The following is a 20,499-nucleotide window of genomic DNA, read 5'->3' as shown; positions in this document are numbered from 1 at the left end:
ATGGGTGAAGCGATCATCAAGGACGATGCCGAACTGGCGGCGCGGCTGGCCGAATTCGCCGGACGCATCGCGGTCGAGGTGCGCGACAGCGGCCTGATCGACGGCAAGCCGCTGGGCAGCGCGGGCGACAATACCGCCAACGCTTTCCTGATGCGCGCCATCGCGGCGCAGCGGCCCGAGGACGGCGTGCTATCCGAGGAAAGCCGCGACACGCTGGAACGGCTGCACAAGGACCGCGTGTGGATCATCGACCCGGTCGACGGCACCCGCGAATATGGCGAACGCCGGACCGATTGGGCCGTCCACGTGGGTCTTGCGATCAAGGGGGAGCCGGTGATCGGCGCTGTTGCGCTACCCGGCGTTCCCGAAGTGCTGCGCACCGACCGGATCGCAGCCCTGCCGCAGGCGCCCGAAAAGCTGCGCATGGTCGTCAGCCGCACGCGCCCCGGCAAGGACAGCGAGGCCGTGGCCGAGGCCATCGGGGCGGAACTGGTCCCGATGGGCAGCGCGGGCGCCAAGGCCATGGCGATCATCCGCGGCGAGGCGGATATCTATCTGCATTCGGGCGGCCAGTACGAGTGGGACAATTGCGCTCCCGCCGCGGTGGCCTTGGCGCATGGGCTGCACGCCTCGCGCATCGACGGGTCGCCCTTGCTCTATAACCGCGAGGATGTTTCGCTCCCCGACCTGCTGATCTGCCGCAAGGAGCATGCGGAGCGGGTGCTCAAGCTGGTGTCGGAACTGTCCTGACGGCTTTCGTGCCCTGGACCCGGCCCTGCGGTGGGGCCGGGTCCCAGGTTGCCCGTCAGCCCAAGGGCGGTTGACCATTGGCCGCGGTGACGCCGCCATCGACCGGCAGGATCACGCCCGACACCATGCGCGCGTCGTCGCTCGCCAGGAACGTAATCACCGCCGCGACGTCGGACGGCTGCGCGGGAGGGTCGAGCGGCATGCGTTCCTTGAACTTGGCCAGCTTCTCCTCGTCCTCCAGAATGCCTTGCGCCATCTTCGTATCGGTCAGCGAGGGGGCGACCGCGTTCACCCGTATCCCGCGCTTGCCCAGATCCAGCGCCAGAGCGCGCGTGAAATTGGTCACCGCGCCTTTCGAGGTGTTGTAGGCCAGCATTCCCCAGTCGCCGCCCATGCCGGAAACCGAACTGGTATTCACGATGCAGCCGCCCGTCTTCTCAAGATGCGGGATGGCCGCGCGGCTGCAATGGAACACGCCATCGACATTGGTACGAAGGACCTTGTCCCAATCCTCGTCGGTCAGCTCGTCCGGCGGTCCGGTGACCGCGACGCCCGCATTATTGACCAGCACGTCGATCCGGCCGGTCCTTTCGGCGACCATGTCGATCGCCGCCTTCACATTGTCCGGGGCGCGTACGTCGACCTTCACCGTAAAGGCCTTGTCGCCCGGCATCTTGGTAAGGGCCTGTTCGACCGAATCCGAATGACCGAAAAGGGCGACCGTCGCGCCCTCTTGGGCAAAGCGTTGTGCGGTTGCCGTGCCTATTCCCGATCCCGCGCCCGTCACGATGACCGTTTTGTCCTTGAAGCGTTCCATTTAAATCCCTGTCGATATTGCATGTTCGAAAGGCCGTAGATCGGCCTGCGCTTGCAATATGGACTGGTCAGAAACGCTTTTGTTCCGTTCGCCACCGGCGGTGCCGGGCAGGCCGGTCAGCCTTTTTCCAGCAGCCGTGAAACCGTGTCGATCGCATAGCCGTACCCTGCCACGCCGCAGCCTACGATCACGCCTGCGGCCAGATCGGACAGCATGCTGCGGTGGCGAAAACTCTCTCGCGCATGGACGTTCGAGATGTGAACCTCGACAAACGGTCCGTCGAACGCGGCCAGCGCGTCGCGGATCGCGATAGAGGTGTGGGTATAGGCGGCGGGGTTGATGACGATGCCATCCGCCTTGCCGCGTGCTTCCTGGATCCAAGTGACCAGATCGCCTTCGGAATTGGATTGGGTGAACCGCATCGCATGGCCCAGCGAACGGCAGCGTTCGGCGCACATGCTCTCGACATCGTCGAGCGTGTCACGGCCATAGATTTCGGGCTCCCGCGTGCCCAAAAGGTTCAGATTGGGCCCGTTAAATACGCAGATCAGCCCCATGATGTCGTCCCCCGCCGGTGCATGCGCCCGTCTCGTGACATGACTGCCGGTTTGTTGCAATGGGTGCCGGTCGATCCGAATACTCTGGTGCCGGCGCGCAAGCGACTGATCAGCAATTCCGGACCAGGATCGTGCGCAGCGAATCCTCAAGAATTCCGTGAGAGCAGGGCTTGGCGCAAACGGTTGCAGTGGGATAGCGCAGCTTAAGCGCATCGGGTTTGGCGTGGCCGGAATGGAAAATGATCGGAACGTCCATTTCCACAAGCCGGTCGGCCAAGGGTATCACGTCGCCATCGGTCAGTTGAACATCCAGAACGGCCGCCTGCGGGCGCATCGCGCCGATCGCAGTCATCGCACGGGCGACACTGGGATATGGCCCGTCGACGGTAAAGCCCGAATCCTCGAGCCGATCGTGTAGGTCGAATGCGATGATCATTTCATCTTCAACAAGAAGAATCACTGGCCGTTCTCTGCAATCCATTTGCTGGACTGGCCCCCCCGCAGTCATGATCGAACCGACTACCCCACTAAAACGCTGCAAGCTTCAATTGTCGTTACCCGGATCTGTCCCGTCCGGGATAGCCGACCGCAAATTCGAAAACGCGGGATGTGACACCGGGTTCCGTGCAGCGACGAATATACCAAATGTTATAGACGTGTGGTGGGGTTCGACAAGGTGGCCCGGTCAATCAGCAATTGGCTGTGCAAAACTTGCGGCAATTGCTCGGCACCCTGTCCCGGACGATACCACAGATACAATGGAACGCCCGCGGCGCCCTGGCTGGCGAGAAAGCGGGTGATCGCGGGGTCGCGGCGCGTCCAGTCGCCGACCATGACGGTCACCCCGTGTTCGTCAAAGCTGTCGATGACGGAATCGCGATCGATCGCCACGCTTTCATTGACCTTGCAGGTCACGCACCAATCGGCGGTGAAATAGAGGAACACAGGGCCTTTCGCCCGTGCCTGCGCCAAGGCCTGTTCGTCAAACGGAATCGAGCCGGGAATAGCGACATCCGATCCCCGATCACCGTCCGGCGGCGCAAGGGCGCTGGCACCGGCCGCACCGACGACCGCGACGAGGCAGGCCGCGACGGCAGGCATCAGGGCCGATCCGCCGCCCCGCTGTTTCCTCCGCGCGATCCAGCACAGGCCCAGCACGATTGCCACGATGACCAGTCCGCCCGCCAGCAGCGGCACGCCGCCCAGCCGCACGCACAGCCACAGCAGTGCGAGCCCAGTCAGCGCCATTGGCATGGCCATGATATGGCGGAACCGAACCATCCACGCGCCGGGCCTTGGCAACATGCGCCGCACGGCGGGGATGAAACCGATCGCGAGGAAAGGCGCGGCCAGCCCAAGGCCGAGTGCTGCGAACAGAACAAGCGCCTGCACCGGCGGTAGAAGCAGTGCCGCGCCCATCGCCGCCGCCATGAAGGGCGCGGTACAAGGCGTGGCCGCGACCGCCGCGAGCAGGCCGGTCATGAATGCGCCGCCTCCGCCAGCCTCGACCCGGACGGGCAGGGTGAATTCGAACATGCCGGCCAGATTGGCGGTGATCGCCGCCACCAGTGCAAGCAGCAGCACGACCGTGGCCGGTTCCTGCAACTGGAAGGCCCAGCCAACCTCGTTCCCGGCGGCGCGCAGGGCCAGCATCACCGTGCCCAGCGCGAGGACGGCCAGCACGACCCCTGCCGTATAGGCCAGCGCCTCGCGCCGCGCCGCATGGCCGTCTCCGCCCGCGCGCGCCAGATGGATCGCCTTCAGGCTGAGGATGGGGAAAACGCACGGCATGATGTTCAGCAGCAGGCCGCCCGCAAAGGCCGCCAGCACAAGCGCCAGCCCCGCGCCGCCCCACAATGTATCGGGAACGCCGCCCGCTGCCGCGACTGCTGGCACATCTCCCGGTTCTGCCGTGAAGGCGATGCCGGTCCCCGCACCGTCGAGGCGCAGGACCATGGCGACCGGTCCGTCGCCTTCCGCGCCTTGCCGCGCCGTGGTGGAGGCGACCAGCCAGTCCCCTTCGCGAGAGAAGCTCTGCGGCGCGGCATAATCGACATAGCCGTCGTCGGCGACGAAGAGGTGCGGATCCGAGGCCTCCGCCCCGGCGGCAAGGGGGACGGCGATCCGCATCTGCTCGCCGTCGATGGCATAGCGGCCCTGTGACGCGACCGGGGCGGGGAGCGCCTGTCGCCAGCGGTCGAAGCGTGCATCCGCTTTGCCCGCCGTCTGGGCAACCGTGATCGTTGCGGACAGATCGGCCTGTTCGGGAACGCACACGCGGTCGGTACACGCCAGCCAGTCGGCCTCCACCCCGATCTTCAGCCTTGAACCCGGCGCCGCATCGTCCGGCACCGTAAAGGGCACCAGCACCGCATAGGGCCCTTCGTACACATGGTTCATCAGCGTGCCGATCAGCAGCGGCTCGGGCGTCGGATAGCGCGGTTCCCCGGTGCTCGCCCCGGCGGGCAGGTCCCAGTCGAGCCCCATGCCGAAACCGGCATCGCCGGGATTGAGCCAATAGCCGTGCCAGCCGTCCTGCGGCACCATCTCGATCGCCAGTTCGATGGTCTCGCCCGGCATGGCGGCGCGTTCGGGCACAAGCCGGGCCGCGATGTGATTGGCACGCTGATCCTGCGCGCTTGCCGCAACGGAAACGAAGGCCGCCAGCACGACCAGCAGGGCCGCCGCCAGCAGGCGGATCGACCGGATCGGCATCGTGAATGGGCTGGTCTGCATCATGCGGCGGTCATGAACCTTGGAAAGCGCGCCATGGGGGCCGTGGGGCTTGCACCGGGGCGAGGGGGCGGCCATCTGGGTGACATATCTAAACTCGCGTGGGACTTAGGGCTGGCTTTGCGCCATGTCCATAAGTGGCGAGGCGCGATGACACCAATGCGCGCGGCCATTTCGCACCAAAGGGCACTTGGATGTCCGATGATGCAATGGTCGATATCGGGCTGATTGATAGGGCGATGGATGAGATGGCGACAGGCGATACGGGCCATACCGGTGACACGGGCCATACTGGTAAAACGGGCCACACTGGTAAAACGGGCAGGCGCGATGTGGTGATCGTCGGGGGCGGCCTGGTCGGGCTGACACTGGCGCTGGCGCTGGTGCGGCAGGGGATCACCAGCCATGTGCTCGACGCAGCCGATCCCGCATCGCAAACGGCAGAGGGTTTCGACGGGCGCGCCTCCGCCATCTCCACTGCCAGCTGGAACCTGTTCGGCAATATCGGCCTTGCCGAGAGGCTGGAGGCCTTTGCCAGCCCGATTACAGAAATCGCCGTCAGCGACCAGTTGAAGCCGGGCGAACTGCGGTTTCGCCCCGCGCCCGAAGAGGGATCGCTGGGCCGCATGTTCGAAAACCGCCGCCTGCGCCTTGCGCTGTTCGATGCGGTGAAAGACGTGCCCGAGATCGCCTATCACCCCAATGCCAATGTCACCGTGCGCGAACGCGGCGATCACGGCGTGGCGGCGGTGCTGGACGACGGCAGGCGGTTCGAAGGCAGCCTTATGGTCGGGGCGGAAGGGCGCGCATCGCCCACGCGTGATCAGGCGGGCCTTGCCATCGCGCATTGGAGCTATCGCCACCGCGCGATCATCTGCGGCCTTGCGCATGACAAGCCCAACGACGGCATCGCGTGGGAGATATTCTATCCCGCCGGGCCCTTCGCGCTGCTTCCCATGAAGGACGACGATCAGGGCCGCCATCGTACCGCCCTGGTCTGGACCGTGGCCGAGGACGACGCCGCCGCGTGGCTGAAGCTGGGCGAGAAGGCGTTCCTTGCCGAAGCGGAAAAGCGCATGGGCGGGCTGCTGGGCAGGCTTGAGCTTGCCAGCCCGCGGTCGTCCTATCCGCTGGGGTTCCATCACGCGCCTACCATCATTGCCGAGCGGTTGGCGCTGGTGGGCGATGCCGCGCATGGCATCCACCCGATTGCCGGGCAGGGCCTGAATCTTGGCCTGCGCGACGCGGCGGCGCTGGCCGAAGTGCTGGGCGAAGGCGTGCGGCTGGGGCTGGACCTCGGCGATGCTGAATTGCTGAAACGCTATCAGCAATGGCGCGGGCTGGACGATCTGATGGTCGCGGTGGCGACCGACGGGCTAACATGGATCTTCGGCGTCCCCGGCCGCGCCGCCAGCGCGATCCGCCGCCTTGGCATGGGCGCGATCGAGCGCACCGATCCGCTGAAGCGCTGGTTCATGGACGAGGCGCGCGGCGTGTCGGGCAAGCTTCCCGAACTGCTTCAGGACGGCTGATCGTTCGGTGAGCGCGGCCTAGCGCGCCGATTGCACCGTCTGGGTGCTGGCAGTCGGCGCAGCGTTGCCTTCGGAAGCCGGAGACGCGGGGCTGGGCTGGCGAACGGGCTGCCCCTGCGAATCGCCCAGATTGCGCGGTTCGAGCAAGGCGGCAGTCTCGATCAGGTCCAGCGCCTGCTGCGTCGCGACATAGCGCTGCGCATTCTCAAGCCACTCCCGCGTCGCTTCGCGATTGGGCAGGCGTTCGACCAGCGCGGCGGCAGCCTCTACCCGCCCGTCATTCAGCAATTGCTGCGCGCGTTCAAGCCGCACGACGGGCTGCGGAGAAGGCGCATCGGCCTGCCGAAGCACGAACAGACTAGCGATTTCGGAACGGATGCGCGGCCAGCCGGTCAGATCGTCGGATTCGGTGGTCGCGGTCTGGGGCAGGTTCTGCAGACCTTGACGAAGCTGGTCGAGGGTAACCGGATTGCGCGCGCTGTTGATGATCGTGCGCACGGCATTGGGCTGTGCATTGCCAAAGCGCAGTTGCAGCTGGTTTTCCAGATAGCCCAGCGGTGCGCCGCGTTCGACCAGCCGGCGTGCGGCAAAGGCGACGAGGAGGCCTTCCGCGCGCGCGGCATTGCCCGACGCGGCCTCTGCCTGCATGTCCAGCCGGTCCAGCCGTCGTTCCAGATCGCGCATGCGCTGCGCCGCGGTCGGCTCGCCCACCGGCACGCTTGGCAAGGGCGCGGCAGCGGTCAGTTCGGCATCCGGCGTCGGCGCGGACTCGACCGCCGCGGCAGGCGCCGCGGTTTCAGCCGGCTCCTCGGCCAGCCAGCCGGTGCTCCACGCCAGATAGAAGGCCGCGGCGACACCCAGCACAAAGGCAAGCAGCACGCTTGCCGCGATCTTGCGCATGCGGTTGGTGCCCCTTGTCGGACCGGAGGGGGCATAGATGTCGGGGGAATTGGATACCATCGGGTTCTGTTTCTTACCTCAAAGACCGCCTTGGCACATTTGTCTCGCCAATTCCAGCAAGGCGCTATCGTCGGGCGAGGAGGCATGGTGGCAATCGGCCCAGCCCGTTCCGGCCATGTCCGCAATGCGCGGCGCAAGGCAGGCCAGCGCGATCCGGTCCTTCTCCAGACCCAGACGGCCGCATTCCTGCGCGAAATGCCGCGCCGCCTGTCCCGAATGCAGCAGGATCAGCGCGCCGTCCGCCAGCATCTCCGCCAGCTCGGCATCGATCGGATGGGCGGAAACAGTGTAGGTGATGCGCGTGTCGACCGCGATCCCTTCCGGCAGGTCGAGCGGCACATGCGCTTCGCCCGACAGGCGGAGCAGGCGGTTCATTTGCCTCGCCTTGGCATGCGGCAAAAGGCTCTGCATCCCGCGCGCGCCGGTCGCGACCACGTCGAAACCGGCATGCTCGGCAGCCATGGCCGTCGTCTGGCCGACGCATAGCGCGGGCAGGCCGGTCAGCGCGGCCAGCCCCGCGCCCCCGTGCCGCAAAGCATTGGCACTGCCCAGCAGGACGGCATCGAAATCGACGGGTTCCGGAACCGACCAGGGCACCGGACCGGCACTGAAAAGCGGATACGTCTCTACCTTCAGTCCCTGATGTGCCGCACGCTCGACCGTGGCCCGGTCGCCGGGGGCAGGCCGGATCGTGACGATGCGCTTCACCCCGGCGAACCGGTGAAGAAGGCGGTCACGGCCTCGGGCGCTTCGGAAAGGAGTGCGCGTGCCAGTTTGGCGGGGGCAGCGGTGTCGTCCGCATCGAATGCGGCGCTGTTTTCGATGCGGATTGCGCCGTCGGGGCTGAAGATCGCGGCGCGCATTGTAAGACGGTCGCTGCCGGTCGTCAGCACCGCGACCGGGCTGTGGCAATTTCCGCCCAGCGCCAGCAGCAAGGCACGCTCTGCGATGACTTGCGCGCGCGTAGGCGCGTGGTCGATGGCCGCCAGCCATGCGCGCATGGGATTATCATCGGTGCGGCATTCGATACCGATGGCGCCTTGCGCGGGGGCAGGCAGCCATTCGTCCGCGTCCAGTGGCCGCCCCACGCCCGTTTCGCCCAGCCGTCCAAGACCGGCCGAGGCCAGCAGCGTCACATCTGCTTCGCCCGCCTGCAGCTTTGCCAGACGTGTCGCGACATTGCCGCGAAAGCCGGTAATGTCGATATCGGGCCGCAGGTTCCGCATTTGCGCGGCTCTTCGCGGCGCGCTGGTGCCCAGCCGGGCGCCCTGCGGAATTGCCGCGATGGAAGTCGCCCCGATCAGAACGTCGCGCACATCGGCGCGTGGCAGCAGCGCGGCGATGGTCAGCGCATCGGGCCGGATCGTTTCGACATCCTTCATCGAATGGACCGCGAAATCTATTTCCCCTTCGCCCAGCGCGGCGTCGAGTTCCTTGGTCCACAGTGCCTTGCCGCCGATTTCGGCCAGCGGGCGGTCCTGTATCCGGTCGCCGCTGGCGAGGACGGGCAGAATCTCCACCGCATCCACGCTCCAGCCATGGGCGGCGATCAGCCGGTCGCGCGCCTCATGCGCCTGCGCCATGGCGAGGGGGGAGCGGCGTGTGCCAAGCCGCAGGGGGCGCGGCGGCGATAGGGGTTCGGTCGGTGTCATGCAGCGGCTTGTGCTAGCGGGGCAAAGCGTTCAGGGGAAGTTCCCATGAGCAGCCCATCCCCCGAATGGCCAGGTTTCGCGGAAAAGGCGGAGGTGGCACCAGACGGCGTCTTGTCCGGCCGCCGCATCGTGCTCGGCATCGAATCGAGCTGTGACGAGACCGCCGTGGCGCTGGTCGCGGACGACCGCACCATCATCGCGCAGGCCATCGCCTCGCAGGACGCGGAGCATGCGCCTTATGGCGGCGTGGTCCCCGAAATCGCGGCGCGCGCGCATGTCGAGGTGCTGGCCCCGATGGTCCGGCGCGTGCTGGCCGACGGCGGCATGACGCTGGCCGATGTCGACGCGATCGCGGCGACGGCGGGGCCGGGGCTGATCGGCGGCGTCATGGTGGGGCTGGTCACTGCCAAGGCGCTGGCGCTGGCGGGCGACAAGCCGCTGCTGGCGATCAACCACCTGGAAGGCCACGCGCTCAGCCCGCGTCTGGCCGATGCGGATCTTGCGTTTCCCTATCTGCTGCTGCTGGCATCCGGCGGGCATTGCCAGATCCTGGAAGTGCGCGGGGTGGGCAATTATCGCCGTCTTGCGACCACCATCGACGACGCACTGGGCGAGGCGTTCGACAAGACGGCCAAGATCCTCGGCCTGGGCTATCCGGGCGGGCCCGCGGTCGAACGGCTGGCGCGCGAGGGCGATCCTTACGGGGTCGATCTGCCGCGGCCGCTGAAGGGATCGAAGGAACCGCATTTCTCCTTCGCAGGGCTGAAAAGTGCCGTGCTGCGCGCGAATGACAGCGGCCTTCACAAACCCGCCGATCTGGCGGCGAGCTTTCAGCAGGCGGCGATGGACTGTGTGATCGACCGCACCTCCCGGGCGCTGGAGCGCGCGCAGGGCATGACCGCGCTGGTCGTGGCGGGCGGCGTTGCGGCCAATGCCTCGTTGCGGGACGCGCTGGAAGCTCTGGCCGTGAAACACGGGCTTGAATTTGCCGCGCCGCCGATGAAACTCTGCACCGACAATGCGGCGATGATCGCATGGGCCGGGCAGGAAAGGCTGGGCGCAGGGCTGGTGGAACCGGGCGGCGACCCGCTTTCCATCGCGGCCCGCCCGCGCTGGCCGCTCGACCCCGAAGCGGAAGCCGTGCGGGGAGCGGGAGTAAAGGCATGAGCGCACAAAAGCCCATCGGCGTGATCGGGGCGGGCGCATGGGGAACGGCGCTGGCGCAGATGCTGGCGGCGGATGGCGCGCCCGTGTCGCTGTGGGCAAGGACAGAGGAGGTGGCGGGTACGATCAACCGGACCCATCGCAACGAACTCTATCTGCCCGGCGCGACGCTGAGCGGTTCGATCACGGCCAGCAGCGACCTGCCTGCCTTTGCCGAACTGGATACGCTGCTGATCGTCACACCTGCCCAGCATCTCGGCTCGGTCATGGCGGGGGCCTTGTCCGGTTTTGCGGGCGATGCGGTGCTCTGCGCCAAGGGGATTGAGGCAGGCAGCGGCCGCCTGATGGCAGAGGTCGCGCATGATGTGGCGCCGAACGCACAGCTTGCGGTGCTGTCGGGACCCACTTTCGCGCATGAAGTCGCCGCGGGGCTCCCGACGGCGGTGACTTTGGCCTGCGATGGCGGCGATGCGCAGTGGCAGCGCCTGTCCTCGCAGATCGCGCGGCCCAGCTTTCGCCCCTATTTCTCCGACGACATCGTCGGGGCCGAGATCGGCGGCGCGGTCAAGAACGTGCTCGCCATTGCCTGCGGGGTCGTCGACGGGCTGTCGCTGGGCCAGAACGCGCGAGCCGCCACCATCGCGCGCGGCTATGCCGAGATGCTCCGCTTTGGTCTTGCCCGCGGGGCGCAGGCGGAGACGCTGTCGGGCCTGTGCGGTCTGGGCGATCTGGTGCTGACCTGTTCCTCGACCTCCAGCCGTAATTTCTCGCTGGGCCGGGCTTTGGCGGAAGGCACGCCTGCCGCCGACCTGATGGCCCATCGCCGCACCGTGGCCGAGGGTGCCTTCACCGCGCCGGTGCTGAAGGCGCTGGCCGATGATCTGGGCATTGCGATGCCCATTACCGAAGCGGTCTGCGCCCTGCTGGCGGGCGAGGTCAGCGCCAATGACATGGTGCGCGGCGTCCTCGCCCGGCCGCTTCGTACCGAGATGGAAACGCCGTGACGGGCCAGAACGGCGCGGGCAGCGCGGCACCGCCCGAAAAGGGCGAGGCCGACGATCTCGCGACGCTGGCCAAGGGCGGGCGCACCAATTTCTTCGGCTTCCTGCTGCGCCTTGTTGCGCGCCTGCCGTTCCTGTTCATCGCGGGGCGGTTCTACGGTGCCGATCAGCTGGGCCGCTTTGCCTCTGCCCTGATCATTATCGAAATCGGAGGACAGCTTGCGACGCTGGGTCTGAAGCGCGGGCTGGCCAAGGAACTGGGGCAGGGGGACCGCGATGAGGCGGCGGTGATCGCGGACGGGCTGCTGCTGTCGCTGATGTTTTCATCGCTGCTGGCGGGGATATTGTTCCTCTTTCCCGATCCGATGTTCCCCAATGGCATGAACAGCCGCTGGGACCTGCTGCTGCCCTTTGCACTGGTGTTCCTTGCGATCACCGAAGTCATGCTGGCGGCCTTGGCGTTTCGCTATAACATCGCGGCCACCGTGCGCAGCCGCGCCGTGGTCGAGCCATGGGTGCTGTCGATCGCGGCGGGCGTGCTGCTGTTCGTGCCTGCGCTGGCGGATGGCGGGCTGGCGATCAGCTATCTGCTGTCGGTCGCGGCGGCCGCCGTCACGGCCTTCATCCCGATGCTGCGCATGTACGGCCTGCCGCGCGGGTGGAAGCCGCATACGCTGCGCCTTTTGAAAATCGCGCGCGAGAATCTGCCGCTGGCGCTGGCCGATGCGATCGAATGGGGCACGAGGCGGCTCGACATCGCAATCCTGGGCATTTTCGTCAGCCCTGCGACCGTCGGCGTCTATTACGTCGCGGTGCAGGTCGCCAGCCTGCCGCAAAAGCTGAAGACCAGTTTCGAGCCGATCCTCGGCCCCGTCATCGTGCGCAAGCTGAACGAGAAGGATTATGCCGCCATCGCGCGGCAGGTCTGCCAGGCGGGGTTCTGGATCATCGCCGCGCAGACCGGCGTGGCGCTGGCGCTGGGCATTCCGGGCGAGGCGGTGATGGGGCTTGTCGGTCCGGGCTTCGTCGGCGGCACCGGCGCGCTGGCGTTCCTGCTGGGGGCCGAGGTCGTCGCCGCGACCGCGGTGGTGTCCGAAGCGGCGCTTATCTATCTTGCGCGGATCCGCAATCTGCTCGTGTCGGTGATGACGCTGGCGCTGCAGGCGGCCTTCACCGTCGGGCTGATCATGCTGGCGCGCTATCTCGGCCTGTCGGAGCCGTTTCAGGCTGCTGCGGTGGCGCTGGGCCTTGGGCTCGCGCTTGGCTTTGCGTCGATCACCAAGTCGCTCATGCTGGGCCGGATGCTGGGGCAATCGATCAATAATTTCCGCTGGCCGCTGGTCTGGGCAATCGCGCCCGCGGTGGTCGTCGGCTATCTGTTCACCTTCGCGCCCGAATGGATCGAGCTGGCGCTGGGCGTGCCCGCGATCCTTGCCACCTATGGCTTCGTGATCTGGAAAAAGGGCTTTGGGCCGGAGGACCGCGTGCTGTTCAAATCGGCCGGGAAAAGCGGGGCGGTTCCGCCCACCGAGCCGCTTCCATCGCCTGCGCGGGATCGCTAGGACCCTGCTATGAAACTCTTGTTCGAAATACCGAACTGGCTGCGCATCCTGACGGGAGCGGTGATCGTGGCCTGCATTGCGCTGGTCGCCAATGCCCAGACCGGGCGGAACGTGATCGAACGTCTGCAGATCCGCGCCGAGCGCGCGATCGAGGCGAATGGAGGGGCGGGCATCACGGCCGATTTCACCACCTCGAACGGTTGGCCGACACGCCATCCCGTGCTGCGCGGGGGCGATGATCTGCCCGACGATGTTCGCGCCCGGGTGGCGCGCGCGGTGGCCAACCTGCCGGGGGTGGGCGGTGCGCATTGGGAAACGCGCTCGCGCGGGGTGATCGCGCCGGAACCCGTGATCGAACCCGGCCCGTTCCATTGCCAGCGCGACGTGGAAAGCCTGCTGTCGGTGCGCGTCATCCGCTTCGGTCAGGGCAGCGCCGAAATCGATCCCGCCAGCGAAGTGTTGCTGGACGAGGTCGCCACCGCGCTCAAGCCTTGCCGGGGCAGCATCATCGCGATCACCGGCCATTCCGATGCGGTCGGCGATGCCGCGGTCAATCTGCGCCTGTCGCGCGAAAGGGCCGCCGCCGTGCGCTCCGCGCTGGTCGACCGGGGGCTGCCGCGCGATTCCCTGCGCGCGACGGGCCTCGGCTCGGCACAGCCGATCGAAGGGCTGGAGCCCGAGGATCCGGCCAATCGCCGCATCGAGTTCTCGGTGATCGAGGTCGCGCCGCTCAAACCGACGCCGATCGATATTCCGGACGCGGGCTGAACCATGGCGGAAAGGTGCGAAACATGCCGCTTTGGGTAGAATTGATGGTATTACTCCTCATCATATATGGTGCCGTACTGGCCGTGATGATGAGCTGGCTGCAACGCCGCGCCCGGCTTGCGCGCTTGACGCGCGAGCGTGCGAAGCGGCAGGTTGCGAAGGACCGGATCGACAAGAACTAGCCGATTGGCGGGAAAAGTGGGAAGAGCGAGGATATTTAAATGGTTGAGATGATCCAGTCGAACTGGCTGGCGTTCCTGCTGGTCGTGATCGTGGCCGTGCTGATCGCCATATGGCTGATCGCAAGGCCCAAGAAGCCGCGCGACCGCATGTATCGCCCCGATGTGCTGGACGAAGGGGTCGCGCCCGCTCAGCGCAATCAGGCGTTCATCGACGCGCCGCCCGCCAGCGCGGGAAGACCGCTGCACGAGCATGAGCCCCCCGCCGCGCCCGAGGGGGTCGGCGGCGCAGGCGTCGCCGTCGCCGCCGCGGCGCTGATGGCCGAGGAAGAGCACGAAGCCCGCGAGGCCGAGAAACACAAGAATGAAGACCAGATGCCCGCCGACGCGCGGGATGCGCAGGCGGTGGCGGCTGCGGTCAAGATGCATTCGAACGATCAGGACGAGGGGCAGTCCGACGATCTGCTCAAGATCAAGGGGCTGGGACCCAAGCTTGCCGAACTGCTCGGTTCTATGGGCATATCGCGCTATGACCAGATCGCCGCGTGGAGCGATGCCGACGTGCAGGAGATGGATGCGCGGATGGGCCGTTTCGCGGGGCGCATCAATCGCGACGACTGGCGCACGCAGGCGCGCTATCTCGCATCCGGCGACAAGGACGGCTACGAGGAAAAATTCGGGAAGCTGTAAGGGACCGCGTTTAAGCGGAGTCGCGCTCGGTGCCCTTGGCGAGCCGCGTCTTGCAGCCATCGACAAGCTCGCCCAGCGTGGACGAGGCGGGGAAGATGACTTTCCCGCCGCCCGCGACCGTCGCATAGAACGGCCCGCCCGTCAGCGCGATCCAGTGAGGATCGTCAGAAGCCAGCGCGCCCGCCCATTTGTCGCCGTCATTGCTGACCGGCAGGCGCAATATCCCGCGATAGCCGACAAAGCTCAGCATCGCCTTGGCGCCGTCGTCGGACGGAACGTTGCGGATCGCGCGGACCGATCCGTTCTCGCACGACAGCTTGAGCAGGGCGGGCATGCCCGGCTCGCCATAGACCGCGCTTTCGCCGGTGCGTATCCAGCGGCCGTCGGGAGGATCGATCTTGCCCGGCATCGAGATCTCGTCCGGCGCGGGGCGGGCATCGGTCAGTTGCAGGCGGATCGGCGCGGTCGCGGCCTTGTCCTCGTCACCCGAACAGGATGCGAGCGCCAGCGCGGCGATCGCCGCGGCCCAAAGGCGATCAGCGCGCATTGATGAAGGCCCTGAGGTCGGCGGTCAGCTTGGCGCGGTCCTCGTCGCGGATATACATCATGTGGCCCGCGTCATAATACTGGAACTCGATCCGCGAAGGATCGAACCCGGTGCGCGACAGTGAATATTCGGCCGCGAAGAACGGGGTTGCAAAGTCGTACCAGCCTTGGCCGACGAAGATCCGCAGGTCGGAATTTTCGCGCAAGGCCCGGCCCAGATAGGGGGCGACCGACAGATAGGCATTGGTGTCGCGGCCGCCTTCCAGCCGCCAGTCCCAGTCGCCCACGCCGCCGATGGTGACATATTGGCGATCGGTCTCGTAACCGATGCTCTCGCGCAGCCAGCTGTTGATCGCCGCGGCATAGCCCGCGTCGATGCCGTAAAAGCTGGGGTCGTTATCGGGCGTCTCGCCCGCGCTGTCGTAATCGACGCCGGTATAGCGGCTGTCGAGCCGACCGACCGTCAGGCCGCGGTCGCGCAGCAGTTCCTTATAGAACCGGTTGGGGCTGACGCGCAGATCGGCGCGGTCGAGATAGGTTTCCGACAATCCGGTCAGGCGCGACAATTCGGCCCGAACGCTTGCCCGCTCCGCATCGGGAAGGGCCTGGCCTTTCAGCAGGGCGGCCGCATAGGGACCGGTCGCGAAATCGCGTGCCTCCTGCACCAGCGCCTCGACCGAAGCTGCCTGCACCTTGCCATGATAATGCGCGGTCGCGGCCATGGTGGGCAGGTTGGTGATATAGGAAAGCTCGTTCCCTTCGGTATCCGCGCCCGCCGCGAAGTCGAGGATGGTCGAGATCAGGATTACGCCATTCAGGGCGACATCGTTATAGGCACCCTCAAGCTCGTGCACCACGGCGGCGCTGCGCGTGGTGCCATAGCTTTCGCCGCCCAGGAACTTGGGGCTGTTCCAGCGGCCATTGTCGCTGATCCACTTGCGGATCACCGCGGCGACCGATTTCGCATCGGCGGTGACGCCCCAGTAATCCTTGGGATCGGTGTCGCCGATGGCATGCGAGAATCCGGTCCCCACCGGGTCGATGAACACGATATCGGTGACGTCGAGCAGCGAATCCGGATTGTCGACTATGGGGTAAGGCGGTCCGCCGTCGTCGCGCGCATCCGAAGGGATCGCGACCCGCTTTGGCCCGAATGCGCCCATCTGCAGCCAGACCGACCCCGATCCGGGGCCGCCATTGTACAGGAACGTCACGGGCCGCGTCTTGTCCTGCGGTTCGGCGACATAGGACATGGTGACGATGGCAGCGGCGGGATTGCCGTCGTCGTCCTCCAGCACCTGTTCCTCGACCGTGGCGGTATAGCTGATGCGCTTGCCGCCGAACGTGCCGCTCATCTTCTTCGACGCGGCATTCGGCTCGTAATCTGCGACGGGCTTCGCGTCTTCCTTCTCGTCGTCCTGCGCGAGGGCGGGGGCAGCGAAAAGCGACGTGGCCAGAAGCAAGGCAGGGGCGAGCGCGATCAGGCGGCGCGAGCAAGGTCGATAGAGCATGGCAGGCTTCATGCGGTGGCAGGGCGCAAAACGCAATTTATGTCGCCTGTTTTTCCCCTCGATTTGCCGTAAAACCGGTTTCCGCGGTTACTTCTTCCACTTGCGCTGGGTCTTGCCGAAACGCGTTTTGCGCGTGCCCGGCTTGCCTTCGTTGCTGCGGCCCACGATGGGGGCGCGCTTCTGGTCGTCGGGCAGGCCCAGCTCTTCGCCCTCCAGCCTTCGGATCTCGTCGCGCAGGCGGCCGGCTTCCTCGAATTCCAGATCGGCGGCGGCGGCGCGCATGCGGCCTTCCAGCTCCTCGATATAGGCGCGCAGATTATGGCCGACCATGTTGTTGCGCTCGTCGTCGCCGGTATCGATGGTGACGCTGTCCTGCGAGGCGGTGTCGGCCACGATGTCGGCAATGCGCCGCTTGATCGTGGCGGGGGTGATGCCGTGTTCCTCGTTATAGGCGCGCTGCTTTTCGCGGCGGCGATCGGTTTCCGCGATGGCGCGCTCCATGCTGCCGGTGATGCGGTCGGCATAGAGGATGACGCGCCCGTCGACATTGCGCGCGGCGCGGCCGATGGTCTGGATCAGCGATGTCTCGCTGCGCAGGAATCCTTCCTTGTCGGCGTCGAGGATGCAGACGAGGCCGCATTCGGGAATATCCAGCCCCTCGCGCAGCAGGTTGATGCCGACCAGCACGTCATAGACGCCCAGCCGCAAGTCGCGGATCAGCTCGATCCGTTCCAGCGTCTCGACGTCGGAATGCATGTAGCGCACGCGCACGCCCGCCTCGTGCATGAACTCGGTCAGGTCCTCGGCCATGCGCTTGGTCAGCGTGGTGACCAGCGTGCGATAGCCCTTGGCGGCGACCGCCTTGCACTCATTGATGCAGTCCTGAACCTGATCCTCGACCGGGCGGATCTCGACCGGGGGGTCGATCAGCCCGGTGGGACGGATGACCTGTTCAGCGAAGACGCCGCCGGTCTGCTCCATCTCCCAGCTTCCGGGCGTGGCGGACACGGCGAAGGTCTGCGGTCGCATCGCGTCCCACTCGTTGAAGCGCAGCGGGCGGTTGTCGATGCAACTGGGCAGCCGAAAGCCATATTCGGCCAGCGTGATCTTGCGGCGGTGATCGCCCTTTGACATCGCGCCGATCTGGGGGATCGTCTGGTGACTTTCGTCCACGAACAGCAGCGCATTGTCGGGCAGATATTCGAACAGGGTCGGCGGCGGCTCGCCGGGAAGGCGGCCCGTCAGGAAGCGGGAGTAATTCTCGATGCCCGCGCAGCTGCCGGTTGCGGCGATCATTTCCAGATCGAAATTGGTGCGCTGCTCCAGCCGCTGGTGCTCCAGCAGCTTGCCTTCGGCTTCCAGTTCCTTCAGCCGTTCGGTCAGCTCGAAGCGGATCGCCTCGGTCGCCTGCTTCATCGTCGGCCCGGGGGTGACATAGTGCGAATTCGCATAGACGCGCACCTTGTCCAGCGAAGCGCCCTTCTTGCCGGTGAGCGGGTCGAACTCGCTGATCTCCTCGATCTCGTCCCCAAAGAACGAGATGCGCCAGGCCATGTCTTCATAATGGCTGGGGAAGATTTCCAGATTGTCCCCGCGCACGCGGAAATTGCCGCGCGCGAATGCGGCGTCGTTGCGCTTGTACTGCAGCGCGACCAGCTTGCGGATGATCTCGCGCTGGTCGACCTCATCGCCCTTCTTCAGGTCGAAGATCATCGCCGAATAGGTCTCGACCGAACCGATGCCGTAGAGGCAGGAAACCGAGGCGACGATGATCACGTCGTCGCGTTCCAGCAGCGCGCGCGTGGCCGAATGGCGCATCCGGTCGATCGCCTCGTTTACCGAGCTCTCCTTCTCGATATAGGTGTCGGAGCGCGGGACATAGGCCTCGGGCTGGTAATAGTCGTAATAGGATACGAAATACTCGACCGCGTTGTTCGGGAAGAAGCTCTTGAACTCGCCGTAAAGCTGCGCGGCCAGGATCTTGTTGGGCGCAAGGATCAGCGCGGGGCGCTGCAGGCGTTCGATCACCTGCGCCATGGTATAGGTCTTGCCGCTGCCCGTGACACCCAGCAGGACCTGCGTCTTTTCGTCTTCCTGAGCCGTCTTGACCAGCTCTTCGATGGCGGTCGGCTGGTCGCCGGCCGGCTGGTAATCGCTGACCAGTTCGAACCTTTTGCCCGGCAGCGACTTTTCGGGCCGGGCAGGGCGGTGGGGGGTGAAATTGTCGGATGTGTCGGGCTCTTCCAGTCCGCGACGGATGACGAGTTCGGCCATGCGGTATGATATGGGTGCGATGGCCGCCTAGTGCAATTCCATGAGCCCAGTCCAATCTCATGAGAAGGGTGCAATTGCCAAGCGGTCTGGCATCTGCAATGTCCCGTCCTTCGATCGAGCCGCCATTCCGGTGCCGAAGGGGAGCATGTAGCGTGACGAAGAACTGGAAGACCGCAGGGCTGGCAGCCTGTGCCGCCATGGCACTCGCCGCCTGTTCGAGCGAGAGCGAGAGCGAGGACGCCTCTGCCGATGCGGGATCGGCCATGAGCGTCGAGGAAGCCGCTCAGGAATTCAGCAAGCTGGAAAAGCCGCAGCCCGGCCAGTATTCGCTGAAGGTCGACGTCACCAGCTTTGAAATGCCCGGCGCGCCTGAAGGCATGCTCGACCAGATGAGGAGCGCGCTGGAAGGCGCCTATGGCGAAGGGTTCTGCCTGACGCCGGAAGAAGCCGACAAGGGGTTCGAGGAACAGCTTGGCCAGGTCGCTCAGAGCGGCGAGTGCAATTTCAGCAGGATGGATGTCGATGGCGGACAGGTCAGCGCCAATGCCGTGTGCGACGTACAGGGCGGCACCATGACGCTGGACATGGACGGAACCGTCAGCGCCACGGGTTCGGACATCGTCGCCAATACCAAGATGGATGCGCAGGGGCAGACCATGGAGATGACCATGCGCATGGTGCAGACGCGAACCGGCGACTGCGCGGCGTAGAACGCGCTGCCTCAGATACATAATCTCGGATAAATGATACGGCCCTGCGGGAAACTGCAGGGCCGTTTCGCATTGGTTCTATGATGCCGGAACTGTTACAGCCAGATTACATGAAACCCGAAAGTCTTCCTTCCAGCCATGCCTTGCCCGGCATCGATGCGAATGCACTGCCCGCGCGCCAATGGGCCGATGCGTCCGTCGGCAAGCCTGGTGAGCAAGCCGGTCCGGCTCTGGCCCGGAAACGCGACAAGACCCGCGAAGCGCGCGCCGAACGTCCCGGCAAGGGCTTTTTGGTTCTGTTCCGCGAATGGCAGCGGCGCCATTCGCTTGCGATGCGCCCACAGCCCCAGGGTGTGTCGACGCCGGCATCGCGTCTGCTGCTCAAGGAACTCGCTTCGCTTGCGGCGCCTGCCGCGTTCCGCATGGCCTATGGCAAGATGGACGTGGCGACGCCGGAGGAACCGCGCGCGGTGATGCTGCTTCCGGGGTTCGGATCGCATCCGTGGCGCATGGCCCCGATGCACAAGGCGCTGGCGGATGCAGGGCATTCGGTCACCGACTGGGGCCTCGGCTGGAACATGGGGGCGAGCGAGGACCGCTTCGACCGCCTGCTTTCGCGCATCCGCCGGGTGTCGCGGGCAGAGGATCGCAAGATCGTGCTGGTCGGATGGAGCCTCGGCGGCGTCTTCGCGCGCGAGGCGGCCAAGCAATTGCCCGATCATGTCGAGATGGTCGTGACCATGGGCTCGCCGTTTTCGGGCGACATGCATGGCAATAACGGGTGGCGGCTCTATCATGCGATCGCGGGTCATCCGGTCGACGAACCGCCGGTAGGTGGCGAATTCGCGCAAAAGCCTCCGGTGCCCACCATCGCGATGTGGAGCGCGCAGGACGGTGTCGTCCACCGCCACTGCGCCTGCGGCAAGGTGGGGGAACGCGACCTAGCGCTGCCGGTGCGCTGCACGCATATGGGGTTTGCATGGCATCCCGCGGCCATCGAAGCCGTGTCGCGCGTGCTGGCGCGCTCACCCGAAAGTTTTACGCATCTTGCAACGCAGCAAAAAACCGGAGACAACCCCGACTCATGAGCATT

20 protein-coding genes are annotated in these 20,499 nt (G+C 66.0%); 10 read left to right on the top strand and 10 right to left on the bottom strand.

From position 1 onward, the window contains the following. A complete protein-coding gene (locus tag AC4FIJ_RS04745) occupies positions 1–750 on the top strand; it encodes a 3'(2'),5'-bisphosphate nucleotidase CysQ (RefSeq protein WP_490335573.1) in 750 nt (249 codons plus the stop codon). Positions 751–805: 55 nt separating this feature from the next. Here AC4FIJ_RS04745 and budC read toward each other — a convergent pair whose 3' ends face one another. The 4 genes from budC to AC4FIJ_RS04725 form a co-directional block, all read right to left on the bottom strand. Beyond that, entirely contained in the window at positions 806–1,567 is a 762-nt protein-coding gene (budC, locus tag AC4FIJ_RS04740; protein WP_490335572.1) for a meso-2,3-butanediol dehydrogenase, read from the bottom strand. A 116-nt stretch (positions 1,568–1,683) separates the two neighbouring features. Beyond that, entirely contained in the window at positions 1,684–2,124 is a 441-nt protein-coding gene (gene aroQ / locus AC4FIJ_RS04735; RefSeq protein ID WP_490335571.1) for a type II 3-dehydroquinate dehydratase, read from the bottom strand. A 109-nt stretch (positions 2,125–2,233) separates the two neighbouring features. Next, entirely contained in the window at positions 2,234–2,665 is a 432-nt protein-coding gene (locus AC4FIJ_RS04730) for a response regulator (RefSeq protein ID WP_490335570.1), read from the bottom strand. A gap of 107 nt (positions 2,666–2,772) precedes the next feature. After that, positions 2,773–4,863, bottom strand: a complete 2,091-nt coding sequence (locus AC4FIJ_RS04725) for a protein-disulfide reductase DsbD family protein (protein WP_490335569.1) — start codon at positions 4,861–4,863, stop codon at positions 2,773–2,775. Positions 4,864–5,051: 188 nt separating this feature from the next. On the opposite strand from AC4FIJ_RS04725, the gene AC4FIJ_RS04720 reads away from it, so the two are divergent. Further along, on the top strand, positions 5,052–6,389 hold the full coding sequence (locus AC4FIJ_RS04720; protein WP_490335568.1) for an FAD-dependent monooxygenase: 1,338 nt from the start codon (positions 5,052–5,054) through the stop codon (positions 6,387–6,389). Between the two features lie 18 nt (positions 6,390–6,407). Here the strand turns inward: AC4FIJ_RS04720 and AC4FIJ_RS04715 are convergent, their stop codons facing one another. Genes AC4FIJ_RS04715 through hemC form a run of 3 tightly spaced genes read right to left on the bottom strand, consistent with a single transcriptional unit; the run spans position 6,408 to position 9,001 of the window. Continuing rightward, complete coding sequence (locus tag AC4FIJ_RS04715) at positions 6,408–7,349, bottom strand: hypothetical protein (RefSeq protein ID WP_490335567.1); 942 nt, start codon at positions 7,347–7,349, stop codon at positions 6,408–6,410. Between the two features lie 18 nt (positions 7,350–7,367). After that, positions 7,368–8,057, bottom strand: a complete 690-nt coding sequence (locus AC4FIJ_RS04710; protein WP_490335566.1) for a uroporphyrinogen-III synthase — start codon at positions 8,055–8,057, stop codon at positions 7,368–7,370. Continuing rightward, positions 8,054–9,001: a hydroxymethylbilane synthase gene (gene hemC / locus AC4FIJ_RS04705; RefSeq protein WP_490335565.1), complete on the bottom strand. Its 948-nt coding sequence runs from the start codon at positions 8,999–9,001 to the stop codon at positions 8,054–8,056. Before hemC ends, AC4FIJ_RS04710 begins: the two co-directional genes overlap by 4 nt. A 45-nt stretch (positions 9,002–9,046) precedes the next feature. Between hemC and tsaD the strand changes: the two genes are divergently transcribed. From tsaD to AC4FIJ_RS04675, 6 genes are read left to right on the top strand one after another with little or no spacing between them, the layout of a single operon-like run. Next, the gene (gene tsaD / locus AC4FIJ_RS04700; RefSeq protein ID WP_490335564.1) at positions 9,047–10,168 is read left to right on the top strand and encodes a tRNA (adenosine(37)-N6)-threonylcarbamoyltransferase complex transferase subunit TsaD; all 1,122 of its coding nucleotides are present in this window, start codon (positions 9,047–9,049) and stop codon (positions 10,166–10,168) included. After that, the gene (locus AC4FIJ_RS04695) at positions 10,165–11,169 is read left to right on the top strand and encodes an NAD(P)H-dependent glycerol-3-phosphate dehydrogenase (RefSeq protein ID WP_490335563.1); all 1,005 of its coding nucleotides are present in this window, start codon (positions 10,165–10,167) and stop codon (positions 11,167–11,169) included. Before tsaD ends, AC4FIJ_RS04695 begins: the two co-directional genes overlap by 4 nt. Beyond that, positions 11,166–12,728, top strand: a complete 1,563-nt coding sequence (locus AC4FIJ_RS04690) for an oligosaccharide flippase family protein (RefSeq protein ID WP_490335562.1) — start codon at positions 11,166–11,168, stop codon at positions 12,726–12,728. Before AC4FIJ_RS04695 ends, AC4FIJ_RS04690 begins: the two co-directional genes overlap by 4 nt. Positions 12,729–12,737: 9 nt before the next feature. After that, positions 12,738–13,496, top strand: a complete 759-nt coding sequence (locus AC4FIJ_RS04685) for an OmpA family protein (RefSeq protein WP_490335561.1) — start codon at positions 12,738–12,740, stop codon at positions 13,494–13,496. A gap of 23 nt (positions 13,497–13,519) precedes the next feature. Then, positions 13,520–13,678, top strand: coding sequence for a hypothetical protein (locus tag AC4FIJ_RS04680; RefSeq protein WP_490335560.1), 159 nt, complete (start codon positions 13,520–13,522; stop codon positions 13,676–13,678). 39 nt (positions 13,679–13,717) lie between these two features. Continuing rightward, entirely contained in the window at positions 13,718–14,365 is a 648-nt protein-coding gene (locus tag AC4FIJ_RS04675; RefSeq protein WP_490335559.1) for a helix-hairpin-helix domain-containing protein, read from the top strand. Positions 14,366–14,375: 10 nt separating this feature from the next. On the opposite strand, the gene AC4FIJ_RS04670 is transcribed toward AC4FIJ_RS04675, so the two are convergent. The 3 genes from AC4FIJ_RS04670 to uvrB all read right to left on the bottom strand — a co-directional run bounded on the left by AC4FIJ_RS04670 (position 14,376) and on the right by uvrB (position 18,696). Next, positions 14,376–14,912 carry a hypothetical protein gene (locus AC4FIJ_RS04670; protein WP_490335558.1) on the bottom strand — a complete coding sequence of 179 codons (537 nt, stop codon included), beginning with the start codon at positions 14,910–14,912 and terminating at the stop codon, positions 14,376–14,378. Then, positions 14,902–16,422, bottom strand: coding sequence for a S10 family peptidase (locus AC4FIJ_RS04665; protein WP_490335557.1), 1,521 nt, complete (start codon positions 16,420–16,422; stop codon positions 14,902–14,904). Before AC4FIJ_RS04665 ends, AC4FIJ_RS04670 begins: the two co-directional genes overlap by 11 nt. Positions 16,423–16,509: 87 nt before the next feature. Further along, a complete protein-coding gene (uvrB, locus tag AC4FIJ_RS04660) occupies positions 16,510–18,696 on the bottom strand; it encodes an excinuclease ABC subunit UvrB (RefSeq protein ID WP_490335556.1) in 2,187 nt (728 codons plus the stop codon). A gap of 152 nt (positions 18,697–18,848) precedes the next feature. On the opposite strand from uvrB, the gene AC4FIJ_RS04655 reads away from it, so the two are divergent. After that, positions 18,849–19,406, top strand: coding sequence for a DUF3617 domain-containing protein (locus AC4FIJ_RS04655; protein ID WP_490335555.1), 558 nt, complete (start codon positions 18,849–18,851; stop codon positions 19,404–19,406). Positions 19,407–19,516: 110 nt separating this feature from the next. After that, complete coding sequence (locus AC4FIJ_RS04650; protein WP_490335554.1) at positions 19,517–20,494, top strand: esterase/lipase family protein; 978 nt, start codon at positions 19,517–19,519, stop codon at positions 20,492–20,494. Positions 20,495–20,499: the final 5 nt, after the last annotated feature.

Source organism: Croceicoccus sp. (genome assembly GCF_983967925.1).
Note: the sequence above shows the minus strand (reverse complement) of the source record. Positions and strands in the feature narration are given on the sequence as shown.

Bases quoted from the DNA above. Each gene is read 5' to 3' on its own strand.
- uvrB (WP_490335556.1), bottom strand. From the start codon at position 18,696: ATGGCCGAACTCGTCATCCGTCGCGGACTGGAAGAGCCCGACACATCC.
- tsaD (WP_490335564.1), top strand. From the start codon at position 9,047: ATGAGCAGCCCATCCCCCGAATGGCCAGGTTTCGCGGAAAAGGCGGAG.
- AC4FIJ_RS04715 (WP_490335567.1), bottom strand. From the start codon at position 7,349: ATGGTATCCAATTCCCCCGACATCTATGCCCCCTCCGGTCCGACAAGG.
- hemC (WP_490335565.1), bottom strand. From the start codon at position 9,001: ATGACACCGACCGAACCCCTATCGCCGCCGCGCCCCCTGCGGCTTGGC.
- AC4FIJ_RS04725 (WP_490335569.1), bottom strand. From the start codon at position 4,863: ATGATGCAGACCAGCCCATTCACGATGCCGATCCGGTCGATCCGCCTG.
- budC (WP_490335572.1), bottom strand. From the start codon at position 1,567: ATGGAACGCTTCAAGGACAAAACGGTCATCGTGACGGGCGCGGGATCG.
- AC4FIJ_RS04745 (WP_490335573.1), top strand. From the start codon at position 1: ATGGGTGAAGCGATCATCAAGGACGATGCCGAACTGGCGGCGCGGCTG.
- AC4FIJ_RS04650 (WP_490335554.1), top strand. From the start codon at position 19,517: ATGAAACCCGAAAGTCTTCCTTCCAGCCATGCCTTGCCCGGCATCGAT.
- AC4FIJ_RS04685 (WP_490335561.1), top strand. From the start codon at position 12,738: ATGAAACTCTTGTTCGAAATACCGAACTGGCTGCGCATCCTGACGGGA.
- AC4FIJ_RS04665 (WP_490335557.1), bottom strand. From the start codon at position 16,422: ATGCTCTATCGACCTTGCTCGCGCCGCCTGATCGCGCTCGCCCCTGCC.
- aroQ (WP_490335571.1), bottom strand. From the start codon at position 2,124: ATGGGGCTGATCTGCGTATTTAACGGGCCCAATCTGAACCTTTTGGGC.
- AC4FIJ_RS04680 (WP_490335560.1), top strand. From the start codon at position 13,520: ATGCCGCTTTGGGTAGAATTGATGGTATTACTCCTCATCATATATGGT.
- AC4FIJ_RS04670 (WP_490335558.1), bottom strand. From the start codon at position 14,912: ATGCGCGCTGATCGCCTTTGGGCCGCGGCGATCGCCGCGCTGGCGCTC.
- AC4FIJ_RS04695 (WP_490335563.1), top strand. From the start codon at position 10,165: ATGAGCGCACAAAAGCCCATCGGCGTGATCGGGGCGGGCGCATGGGGA.
- AC4FIJ_RS04675 (WP_490335559.1), top strand. From the start codon at position 13,718: ATGGTTGAGATGATCCAGTCGAACTGGCTGGCGTTCCTGCTGGTCGTG.
- AC4FIJ_RS04720 (WP_490335568.1), top strand. From the start codon at position 5,052: ATGTCCGATGATGCAATGGTCGATATCGGGCTGATTGATAGGGCGATG.